This window comes from Gordonia prachuapensis, assembly GCF_036350515.1.
Taxonomy (GTDB): domain Bacteria; phylum Actinomycetota; class Actinomycetes; order Mycobacteriales; family Mycobacteriaceae; genus Gordonia; species Gordonia prachuapensis.
The window spans coordinates 25,659-43,910 of the sequence record NZ_JAZDUE010000023.1 but is presented as its reverse complement, the minus strand read 5'-3'; the positions used below and the strand labels follow the sequence as shown (position 1 = coordinate 43,910).

Sequence of the window (18,252 nt, the reverse complement as noted above, 5' to 3'; positions counted from 1 at the left end):
CACCCGCCCGGCATCAGCTCCGCCGCTCGTCCGTCCGACATGACAGAGTTGAGCCCATGTCCGGATCTCTGATGCTCCTCGACGGAGCCAGCCTGTGGTTCCGATCCTTCTTCGCCCTCCCCGAGAAGATGACGTCCCCGGACGGCCGGCCCGTCAACGCGGTCCGCGGATTCGTCGACACCATCGCAGCGCTGGTGACGCGCGAAGAGCCGACCCGCCTGGTCGTCTGTCTGGACCTCGACTGGCGGCCGACGTTCCGCACCGACCTCATCCCTTCGTACAAGGCACATCGGGTCGCGGAAGAGGCGCCGCACAGTGGCGACTCGGCAGCCGACGACGCCGTCGATGTCGAGGTGGTTCCGGACACACTGACGCCGCAGGTGGACATGATCCTCGATGTGCTGAGATGCGCGGGGATCGCGACGTCCGGTGCGCCCGGCTGCGAGGCCGACGACGTGATCGGCACGTTGGCCTACGAGGAGTCGACCGACCCGGTGATCGTCGTCAGCGGCGACCGCGACCTGCTGCAAGTGGTTGCCGACGACCCGGTGGCGGTGCGGGTGCTGTATGTGGGCCGCGGCCTCGCGAAGGCCGAGATGATGGGGCCGGTCGAAGTCGCGGAGAAGTACGCGGTGCCGGTCGAACGTGCCGGGATGGCCTACGCCGAGATGTCGATGCTGCGCGGCGACTCCTCCGACGGTCTTCCGGGGGTCAGTGGCATCGGCGAGAAGACCGCGGCGAAACTGATCACCGAGTACGGCACGCTCGACGCACTCGAGGCGGCCGCCGCGGATCCCGGATCATCGCTGACTCCGCGCAACCGCAAGGCGTTGCTGGCAGCCGCCGACTACCTCGATGCCGCGCGGACGGTGGTGTTCGTCAAGACCGACGCCGAGACCATCGACAGCAGCACCGACCTGCTGCCGAGCGAACCGGCAGAACCGGGCGGGCTCGCCGACCTCGTCGACGAACTCGGGATCGGCGCTTCGGTCTCGCGGCTCTCGAAGGCGCTCGGCTGGACATGAGCCCGGGCGCCGGCCGTCTCAGTTCGTCGGCCGCGAGACCACGTAGGTGCCGTCGTCGTCGACGAAGGTGACGGTGACCGACTGATCCTGCCCGCCGATCACGGCGGTGCACTCGAACGAGTGCCCCTCGGAGACCCGCTCGCCGGACGGACAGGTCACACCGCTGACCTCGCTGGCCTGGTACTCCTCCACGAGAATCTTCTCGACGCCATCCTGCACGGCATCCTGCGAGATCGTCTTGGGCGCCCAACCGGGTGCGACGAACGCGGTGAACGCCAGAACCGCGGCGACGAGCAGTAGCAAGACACCGCCGCCGATCAGCATGGTGCGGGTGCGCTTGTTGGACGGTGGGGTCGCCATCGCCGAGAACTGGTCGCCACCGAACTGCTGGGCGGCCGGTTGCTGATCGGTCGTCGGGTAGCCACTGGGCGGCGGGCCGTACCCTCCTTGCGGTGCGGCCCCCTGGTTACCGGGCTGTGGTCCGGGTGCTCCGTACTGCGGCTGAGACCCGTACTGGCCGGGCCCCGGGTACTGTCCCGGCGCCGCGTATTGACCCGGCGCCCCATATTGTGGCGGCGCGCCGTACTGGCCGGGCTCCCCATATTGTTGCGGTGCCCCATATTGTTGCGGTGCCCCGTACTGGCCGGGCGCCCCGTACTGCCCGGGCCCGGCCGGCTGAGCCGGCGCGCCATATCCCGGCGGCGTCTGCGACGCATCGCCGCCACCGTAGGCGCCCGGCTGCCCGGGGCCCGGCTGATTGTGCGGAGCTGAGCCGTATTGCTGGGGTGCACCGTACTGCTGGGGTGAACCGTATTGGGGGGTCCCGTACTGGGGTGCCCCATAACCCCCTGGTGCCGGAGGCTCACCATAGGGCGGGGTCGATCCGCCGTACCCTGCGGGATAACCCGGCGCAGGCTGTTCCGATGCGTTCGCCGCGGCGTCCGAGGAGTCGCCGGTGGTGCCGGGTTCGGCCGGTCCGTCCGGGTTCGACGGCTGTTGTCCGCCTGGACGATTCGGATCGCTCGGCTCGCTCATGGTTCTCCCGCTCCGCCCTCGACAGGGCCTGCTACGCCAGGACAGGGCCGGCGACGAGGTGCGTACCCGCACGCCCCGGACGCGATCGTCGCCGATCCCGCCCGGGCCGGCCCACCCCGACCTCCGGCCGCGTGGAGAACGTTACCTCACAGTTCGTGCCAGATCGTCGAACCGTCGGGCGTGGGCGGTGGACGAGATAGACGCTCACCCGAGCTCCGCGGCAACCACTCCGCGACGGATTCCGGCGACTGCCGCGCGAGCAGAGTCGGCGAGGGGTGCCTGCGGTCCGACGCCGAGCCGGATCTGTTCGAGAAGGTCGACGACCTGTCGGTTCCACCGGACGAAATCTCCCGGCGACAAGAGTTGTCCGCGTTCGCCCGCGGCGGCCAGCGCCTCGGTCAGCGAACGACCCGATGACCACAGGGAGACCGCGACGGAGAATCCGGTGTCGGGTTCCCGGGTCGCATCGACACGATGGCGTGCCTCGGTCGCGGTGACGTCGCGCCAGATCTCGACGGTCTGCGCCAGTGACTGACGCAGACGTGCATTTCCGGGCATCGTGTCCGCCCCCGCGAAACTCTCCCGGCGGGCCTCGAACACCATGGCCGCCACCACCGCCGCCAACTCGTTGGGCGCCAGATCGTCCCACACTCCCGCCCGGATGCATTCGGTGACCAGCAGATCGCTCTCGCTGTAGATACGGCTGAGCAACTCACCGGCCGCGGTCACCGACACCTGTTCGGCCCCGGACTCGTCGACGACGACCTCCACGTATCCGAGCTCGTCGAGCACGGCGACGATCCGGTCGAACTGCACGCCGAGAGTCGATGTCCGATCGGCGATCACCCGTTCCGCGGACACGATCTCCCGGACCACCCGATTGCGACGCTCGGCGAGGCGGAACAGTTCGTCGCCCCCGTTGATCTGATGGGCGGGATGCGCCCGCAGCGCCGAACGCAGACGTTGCAGTTCGCGGTCGTCGGCTGCGGCGGACCGCTTCTTGGAGCGACCGCGGGGCATCTCGATGCCGGTGGATCGCAGCGCCGATGCGAGATCCCGGCGGCCCCGCCCGGTGCGTCGGTCCGCGTGTTTGGGTACCCGCATGTTGCCGAGAACCTGAGGCGGATTGACGAAGTCACGGGTCCCGACCCGTCCGCACCACGCATCCTGTGCCAGCACCAGCGGCTTCGGATCCGCCGACTGCGCGGCCGGTTCCAGAACCACCGCGAGCCCCCGATGCCGGCCGCCGTGCAGACCGATGACGTGCCCGCGCTTGAGCGCCGCCAGGTCCGCGACGGTGGATGCGGCCTCGGCAGCTCTCCGCTCGAACTTCAGGTCACGTTCGCGGCGCCGGATGTCTTCGCGCAGTTGGATGTAGCCGAGAAAGCCGGCGTACGGATCCACGTCGTCGGCCCCCGTGTCGTCGAGCACCGTGTCGTCGAGCACGACGCCGGGTTCCATCCCACGGTTCTGCGCGGCACCGGTCAGTTCGATGTCGAGTTTGCGGAGTCGTCGCCGTGCATCATCGACCTTGCGGGACTGACCGACCACCGACCGGTCCGCCTGGAACTGCGCGAACGACCGGTTGAGCAGTTCCCGGGAGCCGTCGATGCCCAACCGTCCGAGCAGGTTGACGGCCATGTTGTACTCGGGCGCAAATGAGCTGCGCAGCGGAAAGGTACGCGCCCCGGCGAGCCCGGCGACCTGCTCGGGAATGGTCTCGGGTGTCCAGACGACCACCGCGTGGCCCTCGATGTCGATGCCGCGGCGCCCGGCCCGTCCGGTCAGCTGGGTGAACTCGCCCGGGGTCAGATCGACGTGGGCCTCGCCGTTGAACTTGACCAGGCGTTCCAGGACGACGGTGCGGGCCGGCATGTTGATGCCCAGGGCGAGCGTCTCGGTCGCGAACACCATCTTCACCAGTCCGCGAACGAACAACTCCTCGACGGCATGCCGAAATGTCGGGAGCAAACCGGCGTGATGGGCGGCGAAGCCCCGTCGCAACCCGGCACGCCACTCGTCGACGCCGAGGACTTCCTCGTCGGCCGGTGACAGTTCTTCGAGATGTCGCGCGACGACCTCGTCGACGATCGTGGACTCGTCCGGGGTCAGCAGATGCAGTCCGGACCGCAGACATTGTGCGAGCGCGGCGTCGCAGCCCACCCGCGAGAAGATGAAACCGATCGCCGGGAGCAGTCCCTCCCGATCGAGCCGACCCACCAGTTCCGGACGTGACGGTGGTCGCCCGCCGCCCCGCCGGTGTCCGCGCGGACCGCCCCCGCGACGGCCACCGCGGTGCGAGCGGTCACCGCGGTCGTCGGCCATCAGGATTCGGTGGCGGATGTGGCGTTTGAGTTCCGGATTGACGTCGGGTCGCTCACGACTTCCATCTCCCGCCCGCCGGGCCGCCGTCGACTGGGGATCGAAGAGGTCGAACATGCGTGAACCGACCAGCATGTGCTGCGACAGCGGGACCGGGCGGTGTTCGTCGACGATGACGGTCGTGTCACCGCGTACGGTCTGAATCCAGTCGCCGAACTCCTCGGCGTTGCTCACCGTCGCGGACAGACTGACCACCCGGACCGACGGGTCGAGGTGCAGGATCACCTCTTCCCACACCGCACCCCGGAAACGGTCGGCGAGAAAATGCACCTCGTCCATGACCACGTGCGACAGGCCGTAGAGCGCCGGTGAGTTCGCATAGATCATGTTGCGCACGACCTCGGTGGTCATGACCACCACGGGTGCGTCCGGATTGATCGAGTTGTCACCGGTCAGCAGGCCGACCGACGCCGAACCGTGAACGGCTGCGAGGTCGGCGTACTTCTGGTTGCTCAGCGCCTTGATCGGGGTGGTGTAGAAGCATTTCGACCCGGTTGCCAGGGCCAGGTGGACGGCGAACTCTCCGACGATCGTCTTGCCGGCCCCGGTCGGTGCGCACACCAGAACACCGTGCCCCTCCTCGAGCGCCTCACACGCGCGCCGCTGGAAGTCGTCGAGGCCGAAGTCGAGCCGGCCGGTGAAATCGTCGAGCCGACTCACAGGATGTCGTCGAACGTGTCGCGGTCACGGACAGAGGTACGAGCCGATGGCGTGCCCCTGCCGTCGGGACGCGTCGAGTCGGGGGCAGACCGGGACCGTTCGATCCGCGACGCGCTCGGCGACGGCCCCGCGGTCGGCAGGGGGCTCGCCTCGTCGTCGGGAATGGACGCCCAGTCGGGGGTGGAACGCTTGCGTCGGCGGTCGTTGAACCGGGCGAACTGGATGGCCAGCTCCATCAGCACGGTCAGCGCCAGCGCCAGCGCCAGCATGGTGAACGGGTCCTGGCCCGGCGTGACGATCGCGCAGAAGACGAACAAGGCGAAGATGAGGCCCCGCCGCCAGCTCTTGAGCTTGTCGTAGGTGAGCACGCCGATGATGTTGAGCGCCACGATCAGCAGCGGCAGCTCGAAACTGACACCGAAGATGATCAGCAGGTGCAGCATGAAGTTGAAGTACTGGTCGCCGGCCAGTGCGGTCACCTGGACGTCGTTGCCGACGGTCAGCAGGAACTCGAAGGCCTTCGCGACCACCACGTAGGCGAGGACGGCGCCGGCGATGAACAGCACCGCGGCGACGGAGACGAAACTGACGGCGTACTTGCGTTCGTTGGTGTGCAGGCCGGGCGTGATGAACTGCCACAACTGGTACAGCCAGACCGGGCATGCGAACACCACCCCGGCGGTCAATGCCACCTTGAGCCGCAACATGAACTGGTCGAACGGACCGGTCGCGAGCAGCCGGCACGAATCGTCGGGGGTCAGCACGGCCCGCGACTCCGGGGGCAGATCACAGTACGGCCCACGGAGGAGGTCGCCCAGCGATGGGATGCCGAGAAAACCGTGGGTGTACCAGATGAAGCCGATGATCGTGGTCGCGACGATCGCGATCACCGAGATGACGACCCGGGTCCGTAGTTCGTAGAGATGCTCGACCAGCGACATCGTGCCGTCAGGGTTGAGCTTGCGCTTACGGCGCCTCGGATCGAGAGAAATACGCACGCGTGGGCCTGGCCTCAGGTCGACGACGTTCGGTTACGCAGACTTCTTCACGTCGTCGGTCGAGGTCGACGTGGACTTGGTCGACGCATCGCCCGGCGGGAGTTCCCGCTTGGCCGACTCGCCCGAGTCCTCCGACTCCTTGCCGTCGTTCTGCATCTCCTTGACCTCGCTCTTGAAGATCCGCAACGACTGGCCGAGTCCCCGAGCGGCGTCAGGAAGCTTCTTGGAGCCGAACAGGATCACCACGACGAGCAGGACGATGACCCAGTGCCACCAGGACAGAGCACCCATAACTGCACCTCCGAATTTCGACGTTGCCAATGCTACCCGAGCACGCCCCGACGGCAGCGCCCACCGGGGCGTCACCCTCAGGTATACCGTGCGCGCGCCGCTGCCGCCGCCGATCCGACAGTTGCGCTGATCGACGGGTCCGACACCACCCGCACACGCCCACCGAATCCGAGCAGGAATCTGGTGAGCCAGTCGGGCGATCCGTACACCAGCCGCGCATGTACGGGTGCGCCCGGATCGGCACGCTCCTCGAGGGGTTCGAGCGGCTCGATGAGGTAGTAGTCGAGCACCCACAGTTCATCCGGATCGATCTCGATCTCCACCGACGGGAGATCAGGGTTCTCCGACAACACCGCGGACTGCGAGTGGGCACGCGCCTCCGGGGGTGGAGCGGCCGCCTCGTCCAGTTGGTAGGCGTCGTCGACCCGGTCGAAGCGGAACAGCCGCACACCCTCGCTGGACCGGCACCACGCCTCCAGATAGGTGTGGTTGTCCATCGTCTGCAGTCCGATCGGGTCGACGACACGCTCACCGACGTCGTCCCGGGTCGCCGAGTAGTAGCGGATCCGCAGCGCACGCCGCGACGTCACCGCGTCCCGGATGGTGGCATAGGTCGGGTTGTCGGCATCGAGGTCGGGCTGCGCGACCGCGGAACGCAGGGTGGTGTCCGACGACCCGACGGCCTGCTCGATCTTCGCGATCGCGCGACGTGCCGCATCGTGGTCGACCGCGCCGGGCATACCGAGCAGGGCATGGAGTGCGACCAACATCGTCGCGGCCTCGGTGCTCGTCAGCCGTAGCGGCCGGTCCATCCCGGCGGTGAAGATCACGTCGACGAAGCCGTGCTCGAACTGCAGGTCGATGAGCTGATGCGGGAAGTATCCCGGCAGGCCACAGACGAACAGCAGCTCGAGATCCTTGGTGAGCTGTTTCGGGGTGATCCCCAGGTCACGCGCCGCCTGGTCGATTCCGATGCCGTTGTGCTTGGCGAAGTACGGCACCAGCGACAACAGCCGGCTGAAGCGGTCCGGGCGGGCGTTCATCGCTGCGCCACCCCCACGAGTTCGTCGAGGGAACGCAGCACGGTCTCGCGCAACTCCGGGGGTCCGAGCACGACGGCGTTCGGTCCGGCGCCGAGCACCATGCGGGCCAGGGTCGACACGGATCGGATCTCGACCTCGATCACGTCGCCCGGCTCACCGTCGAGGCTCTCGGGTTCGGTCCGGGCGGCGAGGCGACGCAGTCCGGCGGCGCGGTCGCGTGCCACCCAGATCCGGGCGGTCCCACTGTCGCCGCCCGCCGCCGATTCGACCGCGGCCGACACCAGTTGCTGGATGTCGGTGCCCGCGGGCACCACGACGTCACCGGCTCTGCCGATGGGCGTCACCCCGGAGATGCGTGACAGCCGGAAAGTCCGGGTGTCGGAGCGGTCCCGGTCGTGCCCGGTGACGTACCACCGTCCCCGATGGGTGACGATGCCCCACGGTTCGAGGGTGCGGGTGGCGGTCGACGCCGCGGCACCGGGCCGGTAGTCGAAGGTCACCGGCCGGGCGGCGTCGATCGCGGCCAGCAGGGCGGCGAGTGCGGCTTCCGACCCGACCGAGCGAGGCGAGAGGCTCGCCGGTACGACGAGCTCGTCGTCGGCGCGGACGTCGAGCCCGGCGGCTCGCAGTTTGAGCACGGCGTTCTGCGCCGTCGCGGCGACCTCCGGGGCCTCCCACAGGGCGGCGGCCATCGCGACCACCGCCGCCTCGGATCTGTCGAGCTCGATGTCGGGCAGCTCGTAGACATCCCGGTTGATGCGGTAGCCCTCGGCGTTGCCCGACATCCGGTCACGGCCGGTGACCAGGGGGATGCCGAGGTCGCGGAGCTCGTTCTTGTCGCGCTCGAACATCCGGTTGAACGCCTCGTCGGACTGACCGTCGTCGTTGTAACCGGCGACGTTTCGCCGGATGTACTCGGCAGTGAGGAACTGACGGGTCGACAACAGGCAGATCACGAGGTTGAGCAGACGCTCGACTTTCTGCGTGGCCACCCAGCCAGCTTACGATCACATCGAGGCGATCAGCCGATCGACTCGCTCATCGACGCTGCGGAACGGGTCCTTGCACAACACGGTTCGCTGGGCCTGATCGTTCAGTTTCAGATGCACCCAGTCGACGGTGAAATCCCGGCCGGCCTTCTGCGCCGCCGAGATGAAGTCGCCCCGCAGCTTCGCGCGGGTGGTCTGCGGGGGCTCGTTCACCGCGGTCTTGATGGCCTCGTCGGTGGTCGCGCGGGCCACCAGCCCCTTACGGAGCATCACGTCGAAGACGCCGCGACCACGTTTGATGTCATGGAAGGCGAGGTCGAGTTGGGCGATCTTCGGGTCCGACAACTCCATCGAGTAGCGGTCCTGGTACCGCTGGAACAGCTTGCGTTTGATCACCCAGTCAACCTCGGTGTCGACCTTGGCGAAGTCGCTGCTCTCGACGGCGTCGAGCATCCGCCCCCACAGATCGACCACTTGGTCCATCTCTGGGTCCGGGCGGCGGTTGGCCATGTGCTCGAGCGCGCGGGCGTGGTACTCCCGCTGGATGTCGAGCGCACTCGCCTGCCGCCCGCCGGCGAGTCGCACGGGGCGCCGTCCGGTGGGGTCATGACTCACCTCGCGGATGGCGCGGATGGGATTGTCGAGAGCGAAGTCGCGGAAGGCCACGCCCGCCTCGATCATCTCCAGGACCAGTGCCGCCGAGCCGACCTTCAGCAACGTCGTCATCTCGGACATGTTGGAGTCGCCGACGATGACATGCAGTCGGCGGTATTTCTCCGCGTCGGCATGGGGTTCGTCTCGGGTGTTGATGATCGGCCGGGACCGTGTCGTCGCCGACGACACGCCCTCCCAGATGTGTTCGGCACGTTGCGACAGGCAGAACGTCGCGGCCTTCGGCGTCTGCAACACCTTGCCCGCGCCGCAGATCAGCTGACGGGTGACCAGGAACGGCAGCAGCACGTCGGAGATGCGGGAGAACTCACCGGCCCGCACCACCAGGTAGTTCTCGTGGCAGCCGTACGAGTTGCCGGCGGAGTCGGTGTTGTTCTTGAACAGGTAGATGTCGCCGCCGATGCCCTCGTCGGCGAGCCGCTGCTCGGCGTCGACGAGGAGGTCTTCGAGGACCAGCTCCCCCGCGCGGTCGTGGTTGATCAGCTGGACGAGGCTGTCACACTCCGCGGTCGCGTACTCCGGGTGTGACCCGACGTCGAGGTACAGGCGCGCGCCGTTCTGCAGGAAGACGTTCGACGACCGGCCCCAGGAGACCACTCGGCGGAACAAGTACCGAGCGACCTCGTCCGGGCTCAGTCGACGATGGCCGTGAAAGGTACACGTGACACCGAATTCGGTCTCGATACCCATGATTCGACGCTGCACATCGTCAACCCTACCCGCGTGGCACACCGCTGACGCGGCGACGCGACGGTGGTCGCGTCGCCGGTCGGGCCAGGGGTTGGGCCGGGGTCATCGATCTCGCGCCGTACTCGTCAGGATCCCGAGTCGGACGACGTGTCCCCGTCGGCCGCGTCGGCGCCCGACGCGGCGTCGGTATCCGGTTCTCCGGCGGCGGGCATGAGGTCGGACACGGCGGCCGTGGCCAGCCGTCGGTACGCACGGCGCGGCCGATTGCGGTCGAGGATCGCGACCTCGAGGTCGGAGGCCGTGAGCTTGCGTGGCTCCGAAGGACCCGGACTCGAGGCGCTGCCGGACGAACTTCCTGTGTCGGCGGGCGTGGTCAGCGCGGACACCGCCAGCGCCAGGGCGGCCGACAACTCCAGGTCGGGCTCGTAGCTCTCGCGCAACGCCGCGGTGATGGCGTCGTTGGCGCCACCCATCACCAGGAACCTGGTCTCGTCGGCGATCGAACCGTCATAAGAGATCCGGTACAGCTGCGACGGCCGGGGTTTGCCGTACTTCGCCACTTCGGCGACACACAGTTCGACCTCGTACGGCTTGGCCTGCTCGGTGAACACCGAACCCAGCGCGTTCGCGTATGTGTTGGCCAGCGACAACGCCGTGACGTCCGCGCGGTCGTAGCTGTAACCGCGCATGTCGGCCAACTGGATACCGGCCTTGCGCAGGCTCTCGAACTCGTTGTACTTGCCGACCGCCGCGAAGCCGATCCGGTCGTAGATCTCACTGGTCTTGCGGAGGGTGTTCGACGGGTTCTCCGCGACGAACAGCACGCCGTCGGCGTAGGTCAATGCGATCACACTGCGCCCACGTGCGATGCCCTTGCGCGCCAGCTCCGAGCGATCGCGCATGATCTGCTCGGCGCTGGCGTAATACGGGAACGTCATCGCGAGCCCCCTTCGTGCTCGGCGGCGCGTCGTTCGACGATCGCGCGGGCCGCCGTCTCGATCTCACCGGAGTCCACCTCGCGCGATCCCTCTGCGGTGACGACCACCGCGGTCGGGAAGATCTTGCGCACCAGGTCCGGACCACCCGTGGCGGAGTCGTCGTCGGCCGCGTCGTAGAGCGACTCGATCGCGATCGCCAACGCCGAACCGGTGTCCAGGTCGTGACGGTAGAGCTTCTTCAGCGACGACTTCGCGAACACCGACCCGGAGCCGATGGCCTGGTAACCACCGAACTCTTCGTGCCGGTCCCCGGCGACGTCGAAGGAGAAGATCCGGCCCCGTTCGTTCGGATCGTCGTGGTCGATGTCGTAGCCGACCAGCAGCGGGACCGCGGCGAGGCCCTGCATCGCGGCGCCGAGATTGCCCCGGACCATCGACGCCAGGCGGCTGACCTTGCCGTCCAGGGTCAGCGGCACGCCCTCGATCTTCTCGTAGTGCTCGAGTTCCACCGCGAAAAGTCGGACCATCTCGATCGCGATCCCGGCCGTGCCGGCGATTCCGCAGGCCGAGTAGTCGTCGGTGATGTAGACCTTCTGGACATCCCGGGTGGCGATCAAGTTGCCCGCGGTGGCCCGGCGATCGCCGGCGAGCACCACACCGCCGGGATAGGACACCGCGACGATCGTTGTGCCGTGCGGGATCTCGTCGGTCGCGCCGACCGTCATGCGGTCAGCCCGGTGCTGCGGCAGCTGCTCGGGAGCATGCGCGCGCAGGTAGTCGGAGAACGACGAGATGTCCGCGCCCAGGCCGGGCGCGGCGATCGATGTGGGTCGTGCGGATGAGTGGTAGGGATGCAGTGAACCGAACCGATCGCTCACTGGCCGCCCTTCTGCACGTATGCGCGTACGAAGTCCTCGGCATTCTCCTCGAGCACGTCGTCGATCTCGTCGAGCAGATCGTCGGTGTCCTCGGCGAGCTTTTCACGGCGTTCCTGACCGGCGCCGCCGTCCGAACCGATGTCGCCATCGTCGTCGCCACCACCGCGCTTGGTCTGTTCCTGCGCCATCTGCTGCCTCCTTCATCTCGCCGGTCCCGCTTGCGACGGGACCGGCCCGATCCGCCCTTGTGGGCGCCGATCTGGCCGTCACCCGGACAGATCTGAAAAACCGCGTATGTCACACAGTACCGGTGGACGGCCCGCCGCGGGCGGAAGCCGAGCGGCCGTGCGGCACAACAGTGCAGCCGACCGCCCTACGTCGTGGTGAGTTGATCGACGAGTTCGGCGGCCGAGTCCACCGAGTCGAGCAGCCTGCCGACATGCGCGCGGCTTCCCCGCAGGGGCTCCAGCGTCGGGATCCGGACCAGGGAGTCCCCGCCGAGATCGAAGATCACCGAGTCCCAACTCGCCGCCGCGACGTCGGCGCCGAAACGCCGCAGACACTCCCCGCGGAAGTATGCACGGGTGTTCTGGGGCGGCTCGCTGATCGCCCGCGTGACGTCCGCCTCGTCGACGATCCGCTTCATGGAGCCCCGCGCCACGAGACGGTTGTAGAGGCCCTTGTCGAGCCGCACATCCGAGTACTGCAGATCGATCAGATGCAGCCTCGGCGCCGACCAGCCGAGTCCCTCCCGCTGCCGGAACCCCTCGAGGAGACGCAGCTTGGCCGGCCAGTCGAGGATGTCCGCGCATTCCATCGGATCCCGCTCCAGGCGGTCGAGTACGTCGGCCCACGTCTCGAGCACGTGCGCGGCGCGGGTGTCATCGCTGCGCTCGGCGTCGTGGAACTTCATGCAACGTTCCAGGTACTCGCGCTGGAGCGCGAGGGCGGTGAGCTCCCGGCCGTCGGTGAGCGCGACGGTGGCCGTGAGGCCCGGGTCGTGGCTGATCGTGTGGACCGCCTGTACCGGGCGGGCGAGCTCGACGTCGGAGAAGTCGACGCCGGCCTCGATGAGGTCGAGGACCAGCGCGGTGGTACCGACCTTCAGGTAGGTGGCGGTCTCGGCCAGGTTGGCATCGCCGATGATGACGTGCAGGCGCCGGTATCGTTCCGGATCGGCGTGCGGTTCGTCGCGGGTGTTGATGATGCCGCGCTTCAGGGTCGTCTCGAGGCCCACCTCGACCTCGATGTAGTCCGAGCGCTGGGACAGTTGATAGCCGGCCTCGTCGCCGGACTGGCCGATCCCCACCCGTCCGGCCCCGGTGATGACCTGGCGGGACGCGAAGAAGGTCGTGAGACCGGCGATGACCGCCGTGAACGGGGTCTCGCGGTTCATGAGGTAGTTCTCGTGGGTGCCGTAGGAGGCGCCCTTGCCGTCGATGTTGTTCTTGTAGAGCTGCAGGCGCGGGGCGCCGGGAACACTGGCGACGTGACGGGCCGCGGCCTCCATCACCCGCTCCCCCGCCTTGTCCCAGATGACCGCGTCCATCGGGTCGGTCACCTCGGGTGCCGAGTACTCGGGGTGCGCGTGATCCACGTAGAGGCGGGCTCCATTGGTGAGGATCATGTTGGCGGCGCCGATCTCGTCGGCGTCGATGATCGGCGCCGGTCCGGAGCCGCGGCCCAGGTCGAATCCGCGGGCATCGCGCAGGGGCGACTCCACCTCGTAGTCCCACCGGGTGCGCTTGGCGCGCGGCACTCCGGCGGCCGCCGCGTAGGCCAGAACCGCCTGCGTGGACGTCATGATCGGGTTCGCGGTCGGGTCGCCGGGTGCGGAGATCCCGTACTCGACCTCGGTGCCGATGATTCGCTGCATGCTACGAGGGTAGATGTTCATTCGAGAGCGGTCGCAGCGTCGCCCCCGCCTCGGTAGCGTCTACTCGGTGAAAGCCTTCCGCCGGTTCACCGTTCGCGTCCCGCTGCCGACCGAGCTCACCGAGCTCACCACCGTTGCCCACAACCTGCGCTGGGTGTGGCATGCACCCACCCAAGACCTTTTCGCCGCAATCGATCCCGAACTCTGGGACGCCACCGGCGATCCGCTGCGGTTGCTCGCCGATGTGGAACCCGAGCGGTTCACCGAACTCGCCGGCGACGCGACATTCCGGGACCGCCTCGCCGGGATCCGGGACGATCTCGACCGATATCTGACCGAGCCACGGTGGTTCGGCGACACCAGCGCAGACACCGGAGCGGCCGAACTCGCCGCCCACGGGATCGCGTACTTCTCGATGGAGTTCGGCATCTCGGAGGTGCTGCCGATCTACTCGGGCGGACTCGGCATCCTCGCCGGCGATCACCTCAAGGCGGCCTCGGACCTCGGGCTTCCCCTCATCGGCGTGGGGCTGTTCTACGGGTCCGGCTATTTCCATCAGAGTCTGTCGCATGACGGTTGGCAGGTCGAACGTTATCCCGTCAACGACCCGACCTCGCTGCCGCTTGCGCCGCTCGTCGACGGCGACGATCCCGTCATGATCACCATCGCCATGCCCGGCGGGCGTGTGCTGTCTGCGCGGGTGTGGGTGGCCACGGTCGGGCGGATCCCACTGCTGCTGCTCGATTCCGATGTCCCGGTCAACGACGAGGAACTCCGCAGCATCACCGACCGTCTCTACGGCGGCGACCAGGACCATCGGATCAAGCAGGAGATCCTCCTCGGGGTCGGCGGGATGCGGGCGGTTCGGGAGTACGTGCGCATCACCGGTCGGCCCGAGCCGACGGTCTTCCACATGAACGAGGGCCACGCCGGGTTCCTGGGTGTCGAACGCATCCGGGAGATGACCAGCCGCCCCGGCATCGACGCGCTCGACTTCGACACCGCGGAAGCCGTCGTGCGGGCATCGAACGTCTTCACCACACACACCCCGGTGCCTGCGGGCATCGACCGATTCCCCCGGGATATGGTCCGCTACTACCTCGACGCCGACGGCGACGGGAACTCTCGACTGCTTCCCGGACTGTCGGTGGCCACCGTCCTCGACCTCGGGGACGAAGGCGATCCGGGCATATTCAACATGGCGCACATGGGTTTTCGTCTGGGGCAACGAAGCAATGGCGTCTCTGAATTGCACGGGGCCGTCAGCCGCGAGATGTTCGCCGATCTGTGGCCCGGATTCGATGCCGACGAGGTGCCGATCGGCGCGGTCACCAACGGGGTACACGGGCCCACCTGGGTCGCCCGCACATGGCTGGATCTGGCCGGCGCCGACGAGGCCGCGCAACCGGACGCGTTCTCGGCGATGCCGGCCACGGAGATCTGGCGCGTGCGATCCACGCTGCGGGCCGGGCTGGTCGACGAGGTCCGGCGACGGGCGCACGACAGCGGACGCGACCGCGGATTCACCGACGCCGAGTTGGGCTGGACCGCTGACATCTTCGATCCCGGTGCGCTGACGATCGGTTTCGCCCGGCGCGCCGCGACCTACAAGCGGCTCACCCTGATGCTGCGGGATCCCGACCGCATGCGGCGCATCCTCACCGACCCCGAGCGTCCCGTGCAGCTGGTCATCGCCGGCAAGGCCCACCCCGCCGACGACGGCGGCAAGTCGTTGATCCAGCAGGTCGTGCGGTTCACCGAGGATCCCGAGTTGCGGGATCGCATCGTGTTCCTCCCCGACTACGACATCTCCATGGCCCGCGACATCTACGCCGGCTGCGACGTGTGGCTGAACAACCCGGTGCGGCCGATGGAGGCGTGTGGCACGTCCGGGATGAAGTCAGCACTCAACGGCGGCCTCAACCTGTCGATCCTGGACGGCTGGTGGGACGAGATGGCCGACGGCGAGAACGGGTGGGCGATTCCGTCGGCGGAGGGCATCCCGGACGATCATCGCCGCGACGACCTCGAGGCCGAGGCGCTCTACTCGCTGCTCGAGGAGACGGTCATCCCGTTGTTCTACGCACGCTCGGGTGGTGATGTGCCCGAGCGCTGGGTGGAGATGGTGCGACACACACTGGCCCGGCTCGGTCCCCGGGTACAGGCGAGCCGGATGGTGCGCGACTACACCACCGCGTTGTATGTACCGGCCGCCGACCAATTCGCCTCGATCTCTGCGGACGGTTTCGCCCCGGCTCGCGACCTCGCCGACTACCGGCATGTCCTGGAACGGTCGTGGCCGGCCGTGCAGATCGCCGGGATCGACGAGGCCGGCTCCAACAATGCGCTCGGGAGCCATCCACCCGCGGGTGAATCGTCGGGCTCCGACAGCCCGCAGCGGGTGAGCCTCACCCTCACCGCGCACGTCGCGCTCGGGGAGCTGACCCCGGATCGGGTGTGCGTGCAGGCGCTGCTGGGTCGGGTCACCGCCGACGGGGAGATCACCGACCCGGTGGTCGCCGAGATGGCCCCGACCGACGAGACCGACCCGTCCGGCCGGACACTGTTCCGCGCGACGGTCGTGCCCGCCCGATCCGGCCGGCACGGATACACCGCACGGGTGCTGCCGCGCCACCCCCAGCTGTCCGACGACGCGGAGCTGGGACTGGTCCGCTACCCGGTGGGCACTGCCGAGGACGCCGGGCCGGGACGCAGCTCCGGCTCCTGAGGCCACCTGCTCCTTGAGGAGCAGGACACCGCCTACAGGTACTGACCCGTGTTGGTCTCGGTGTCGATCGCGCGGCTCGCACCTGCGCTCTTGCCCGTGACCAGCGTGCGGATGTAGACGATCCGCTCGCCCTTCTTGCCGGAGATCCGGGCCCAGTCGTCGGGGTTGGTGGTGTTCGGCAGGTCCTCGTTCTCGGCGAACTCGTCGAGGATGGAGTCGAACAGATGCTGCACCCGTAGACCCGGCTGGCCGGTGTCGAGTTGCGACTTGATCGCGTACTTCTTCGACCGGTCGACGACGTTCTGGATCATCGCACCCGAGTTGAAGTCCTTGAAGTACATGATCTCCTTGTCGCCGTTGGCGTAGGTGACCTCGAGGAACCGGTTGTCGTCGCTCTCGGCGTACATCCGCTCCACGACCTTCTCGATCATCGCGTTGACGCAGGCCGTCCGGTCGCCGCCGAACTCGCCGAGGTCGTCGGCGTGCACCGGCAACTGCTCGGTGAGGTACTTGGAGAAGATGTCCATGGCCGACTCGGCATCGGGACGCTCGATCTTGATCTTCACGTCGAGGCGGCCCGGCCGCAGGATCGCCGGATCGATCATGTCCTCACGGTTGGAGGCACCGATCACGATGACGTTCTCGAGCCCCTCCACGCCGTCGATCTCGCTGAGCAACTGCGGCACGACCGTCGTCTCGACATCGGACGACACTCCCGACCCACGAGTCCGGAAGATCGAGTCCATCTCGTCGAAGAACACGATCACCGGGGTGCCTTCGGATGCCTTCTCACGCGCGCGCTGGAAGATCAGCCGGATGTGCCGCTCGGTCTCCCCGACGAACTTGTTGAGGAGCTCGGGTCCCTTGATGTTCAGGAAGTAGGACTTCGCTTCCTTCGCGTCGTCGCCGCGGACCTGCGCGATCTTCTTGGCCAGCGAGTTGGCGACCGCCTTGGCGATGAGCGTCTTGCCACATCCGGGCGGACCGTAGAGGAGCACGCCCTTGGGCGGACGCAGCGCGTAGTCGCGGAACAGGTCCTTGTGCAGGAACGGCAACTCGACGGCGTCGCGGATCTGTTCGATCTGGCGGCCCAGACCACCGATGTCCTCGTACCCGACGTCGGGCACCTCTTCGAGAACCAGGTCCTCGACCTCGGCCTTGGGAACCCTCTCGAAAGCGAATCCCGCCTTGGTGTCGATCAGGAGGGAATCGCCCGGTCGCAGTTTGCGGCGCTTGCCGTCTTCTCCGTCGACCTCGCCCAGCAGCGGCTCGGCCAACCAGACGACACGCTCCTCATCGGCGTGGCCGACGACCAACGCGCGACGACCGTCGCCGAGCACCTCCCGCAGGGTGCTGATCTCGCCGACCGAGTCGAACTCGCAGGCCTCGACGATCGTCAGGGCCTCGTTCAGCCGCAGCGTCTGGCCCTTGTGCAGCAGGTCGACGTCGATGTTCGGCGAGCACGTCAGGCGCATCTTGCGGCCGGAGGTGAACACGTCGACGGTGCTGTCGGGGTAGATCTCGAGGAGGACTCCGTATCCGCTCGGCGGCTGTCCGAGGCGGTCGACCTCCTCGCGCAGTGCCACGAGTTGCTGCCGCGCCTCTTTGAGGGTGTCCAGCAGTTTCGCGTTGCGGGCGGTCAGATTGTCGACGCGTTCCTGGAGGTCGGCCGCGTCGCCCGGACGCCCGACGCCGGGTCGTGTGTCGCTCCGGGACGATTCGGGCCGGGCGAGCGGTGACGCATACGCGGGGACGAAGTTCTCTTCGGGCATCTGGCCGGTGTCGTCTCGATCGAGCCCGTGGTCGCGTGCTCCGGAGGCCCCGAGGCGGTCGGCGCCCCCGGCGCCCTGGCGGTCAGATTCGGTCATTGCTGACTCCTCTCCCCGGCAAACACGTGTCTCATGTCGTCTTCATGGAGTGTTTGCACCGTGACACCACGCTACCGGTGTGGGCGGGAAATCGCCCTGCACCGCGCAACACTCGGTGTTGACGACGTGTTAAATCTACGTCTTCGCAACGTATTCGCGACGTTTCAGCCAGTAACGTC

14 protein-coding genes are annotated in these 18,252 nt (G+C 67.8%); 2 read left to right on the top strand and 12 right to left on the bottom strand.

Annotated elements, in window-relative coordinates:
- The first annotated feature begins 71 nt into the window (after positions 1-71).
- Complete coding sequence (locus V1Y59_RS21665; RefSeq protein ID WP_330507137.1) at positions 72-1,025, top strand: 5'-3' exonuclease; 954 nt, start codon at positions 72-74, stop codon at positions 1,023-1,025.
- Between the two features lie 18 nt (positions 1,026-1,043).
- On the opposite strand, the gene V1Y59_RS21660 is transcribed toward V1Y59_RS21665, so the two are convergent.
- The 11 genes from V1Y59_RS21660 to dop form a co-directional block, all read right to left on the bottom strand.
- Positions 1,044-2,060 (bottom strand): DUF4333 domain-containing protein, encoded by a 1,017-nt coding sequence (locus V1Y59_RS21660; protein WP_330507105.1) that lies wholly within the window; start codon positions 2,058-2,060, stop codon positions 1,044-1,046.
- A gap of 204 nt (positions 2,061-2,264) precedes the next feature.
- Positions 2,265-5,102 carry a DEAD/DEAH box helicase gene (locus V1Y59_RS21655; RefSeq protein WP_330507104.1) on the bottom strand — a complete coding sequence of 946 codons (2,838 nt, stop codon included), beginning with the start codon at positions 5,100-5,102 and terminating at the stop codon, positions 2,265-2,267.
- The gene (gene tatC, locus V1Y59_RS21650; protein WP_330507103.1) at positions 5,099-6,100 is read right to left on the bottom strand and encodes a twin-arginine translocase subunit TatC; all 1,002 of its coding nucleotides are present in this window, start codon (positions 6,098-6,100) and stop codon (positions 5,099-5,101) included. Before tatC ends, V1Y59_RS21655 begins: the two co-directional genes overlap by 4 nt.
- Before the next feature lie 33 nt (positions 6,101-6,133).
- Positions 6,134-6,391 (bottom strand): Sec-independent protein translocase subunit TatA, encoded by a 258-nt coding sequence (gene tatA / locus V1Y59_RS21645; RefSeq protein WP_330431967.1) that lies wholly within the window; start codon positions 6,389-6,391, stop codon positions 6,134-6,136.
- 77 nt (positions 6,392-6,468) lie between these two features.
- Positions 6,469-7,434, bottom strand: coding sequence for a helix-turn-helix transcriptional regulator (locus V1Y59_RS21640; RefSeq protein WP_330507102.1), 966 nt, complete (start codon positions 7,432-7,434; stop codon positions 6,469-6,471).
- A complete protein-coding gene (locus V1Y59_RS21635) occupies positions 7,431-8,426 on the bottom strand; it encodes a helix-turn-helix transcriptional regulator (protein ID WP_330507101.1) in 996 nt (331 codons plus the stop codon). Before V1Y59_RS21635 ends, V1Y59_RS21640 begins: the two co-directional genes overlap by 4 nt.
- Before the next feature lie 15 nt (positions 8,427-8,441).
- Positions 8,442-9,800: a Pup--protein ligase gene (gene pafA, locus V1Y59_RS21630; protein WP_330507100.1), complete on the bottom strand. Its 1,359-nt coding sequence runs from the start codon at positions 9,798-9,800 to the stop codon at positions 8,442-8,444.
- 110 nt (positions 9,801-9,910) lie between these two features.
- Positions 9,911-10,723 carry a proteasome subunit alpha gene (gene prcA / locus V1Y59_RS21625; RefSeq protein ID WP_330507099.1) on the bottom strand — a complete coding sequence of 271 codons (813 nt, stop codon included), beginning with the start codon at positions 10,721-10,723 and terminating at the stop codon, positions 9,911-9,913.
- Positions 10,720-11,601: a proteasome subunit beta gene (gene prcB, locus V1Y59_RS21620; RefSeq protein WP_431309264.1), complete on the bottom strand. Its 882-nt coding sequence runs from the start codon at positions 11,599-11,601 to the stop codon at positions 10,720-10,722. The genes prcA and prcB overlap by 4 nt, the downstream gene beginning before the upstream one ends.
- Entirely contained in the window at positions 11,598-11,789 is a 192-nt protein-coding gene (locus V1Y59_RS21615; RefSeq protein ID WP_007624191.1) for a ubiquitin-like protein Pup, read from the bottom strand. Before V1Y59_RS21615 ends, prcB begins: the two co-directional genes overlap by 4 nt.
- 185 nt (positions 11,790-11,974) lie before the next feature.
- Entirely contained in the window at positions 11,975-13,477 is a 1,503-nt protein-coding gene (gene dop / locus V1Y59_RS21610; RefSeq protein ID WP_330507098.1) for a depupylase/deamidase Dop, read from the bottom strand.
- A gap of 67 nt (positions 13,478-13,544) precedes the next feature.
- Between dop and glgP the strand changes: the two genes are divergently transcribed.
- A complete protein-coding gene (gene glgP, locus V1Y59_RS21605) occupies positions 13,545-16,205 on the top strand; it encodes an alpha-glucan family phosphorylase (protein WP_330507097.1) in 2,661 nt (886 codons plus the stop codon).
- A gap of 32 nt (positions 16,206-16,237) precedes the next feature.
- Here glgP and arc read toward each other — a convergent pair whose 3' ends face one another.
- Positions 16,238-18,073 carry a proteasome ATPase gene (gene arc, locus V1Y59_RS21600; RefSeq protein WP_330507096.1) on the bottom strand — a complete coding sequence of 612 codons (1,836 nt, stop codon included), beginning with the start codon at positions 18,071-18,073 and terminating at the stop codon, positions 16,238-16,240.
- Positions 18,074-18,252 lie beyond the last annotated feature (179 nt).

Excerpts from the sequence above, each read along its gene's own strand:
- tatA (WP_330431967.1), bottom strand. The coding sequence starts at position 6,391 with ATGGGTGCTCTGTCCTGGTGGCACTGGGTCATCGTCCTGCTCGTCGTG.
- V1Y59_RS21615 (WP_007624191.1), bottom strand. The coding sequence starts at position 11,789 with ATGGCGCAGGAACAGACCAAGCGCGGTGGTGGCGACGACGATGGCGAC.
- V1Y59_RS21660 (WP_330507105.1), bottom strand. The coding sequence starts at position 2,060 with ATGAGCGAGCCGAGCGATCCGAATCGTCCAGGCGGACAACAGCCGTCG.
- V1Y59_RS21640 (WP_330507102.1), bottom strand. The coding sequence starts at position 7,434 with ATGAACGCCCGCCCGGACCGCTTCAGCCGGCTGTTGTCGCTGGTGCCG.
- prcA (WP_330507099.1), bottom strand. The coding sequence starts at position 10,723 with ATGACGTTCCCGTATTACGCCAGCGCCGAGCAGATCATGCGCGATCGC.
- dop (WP_330507098.1), bottom strand. The coding sequence starts at position 13,477 with ATGCAGCGAATCATCGGCACCGAGGTCGAGTACGGGATCTCCGCACCC.
- arc (WP_330507096.1), bottom strand. The coding sequence starts at position 18,073 with ATGACCGAATCTGACCGCCAGGGCGCCGGGGGCGCCGACCGCCTCGGG.
- V1Y59_RS21665 (WP_330507137.1), top strand. The coding sequence starts at position 72 with ATGCTCCTCGACGGAGCCAGCCTGTGGTTCCGATCCTTCTTCGCCCTC.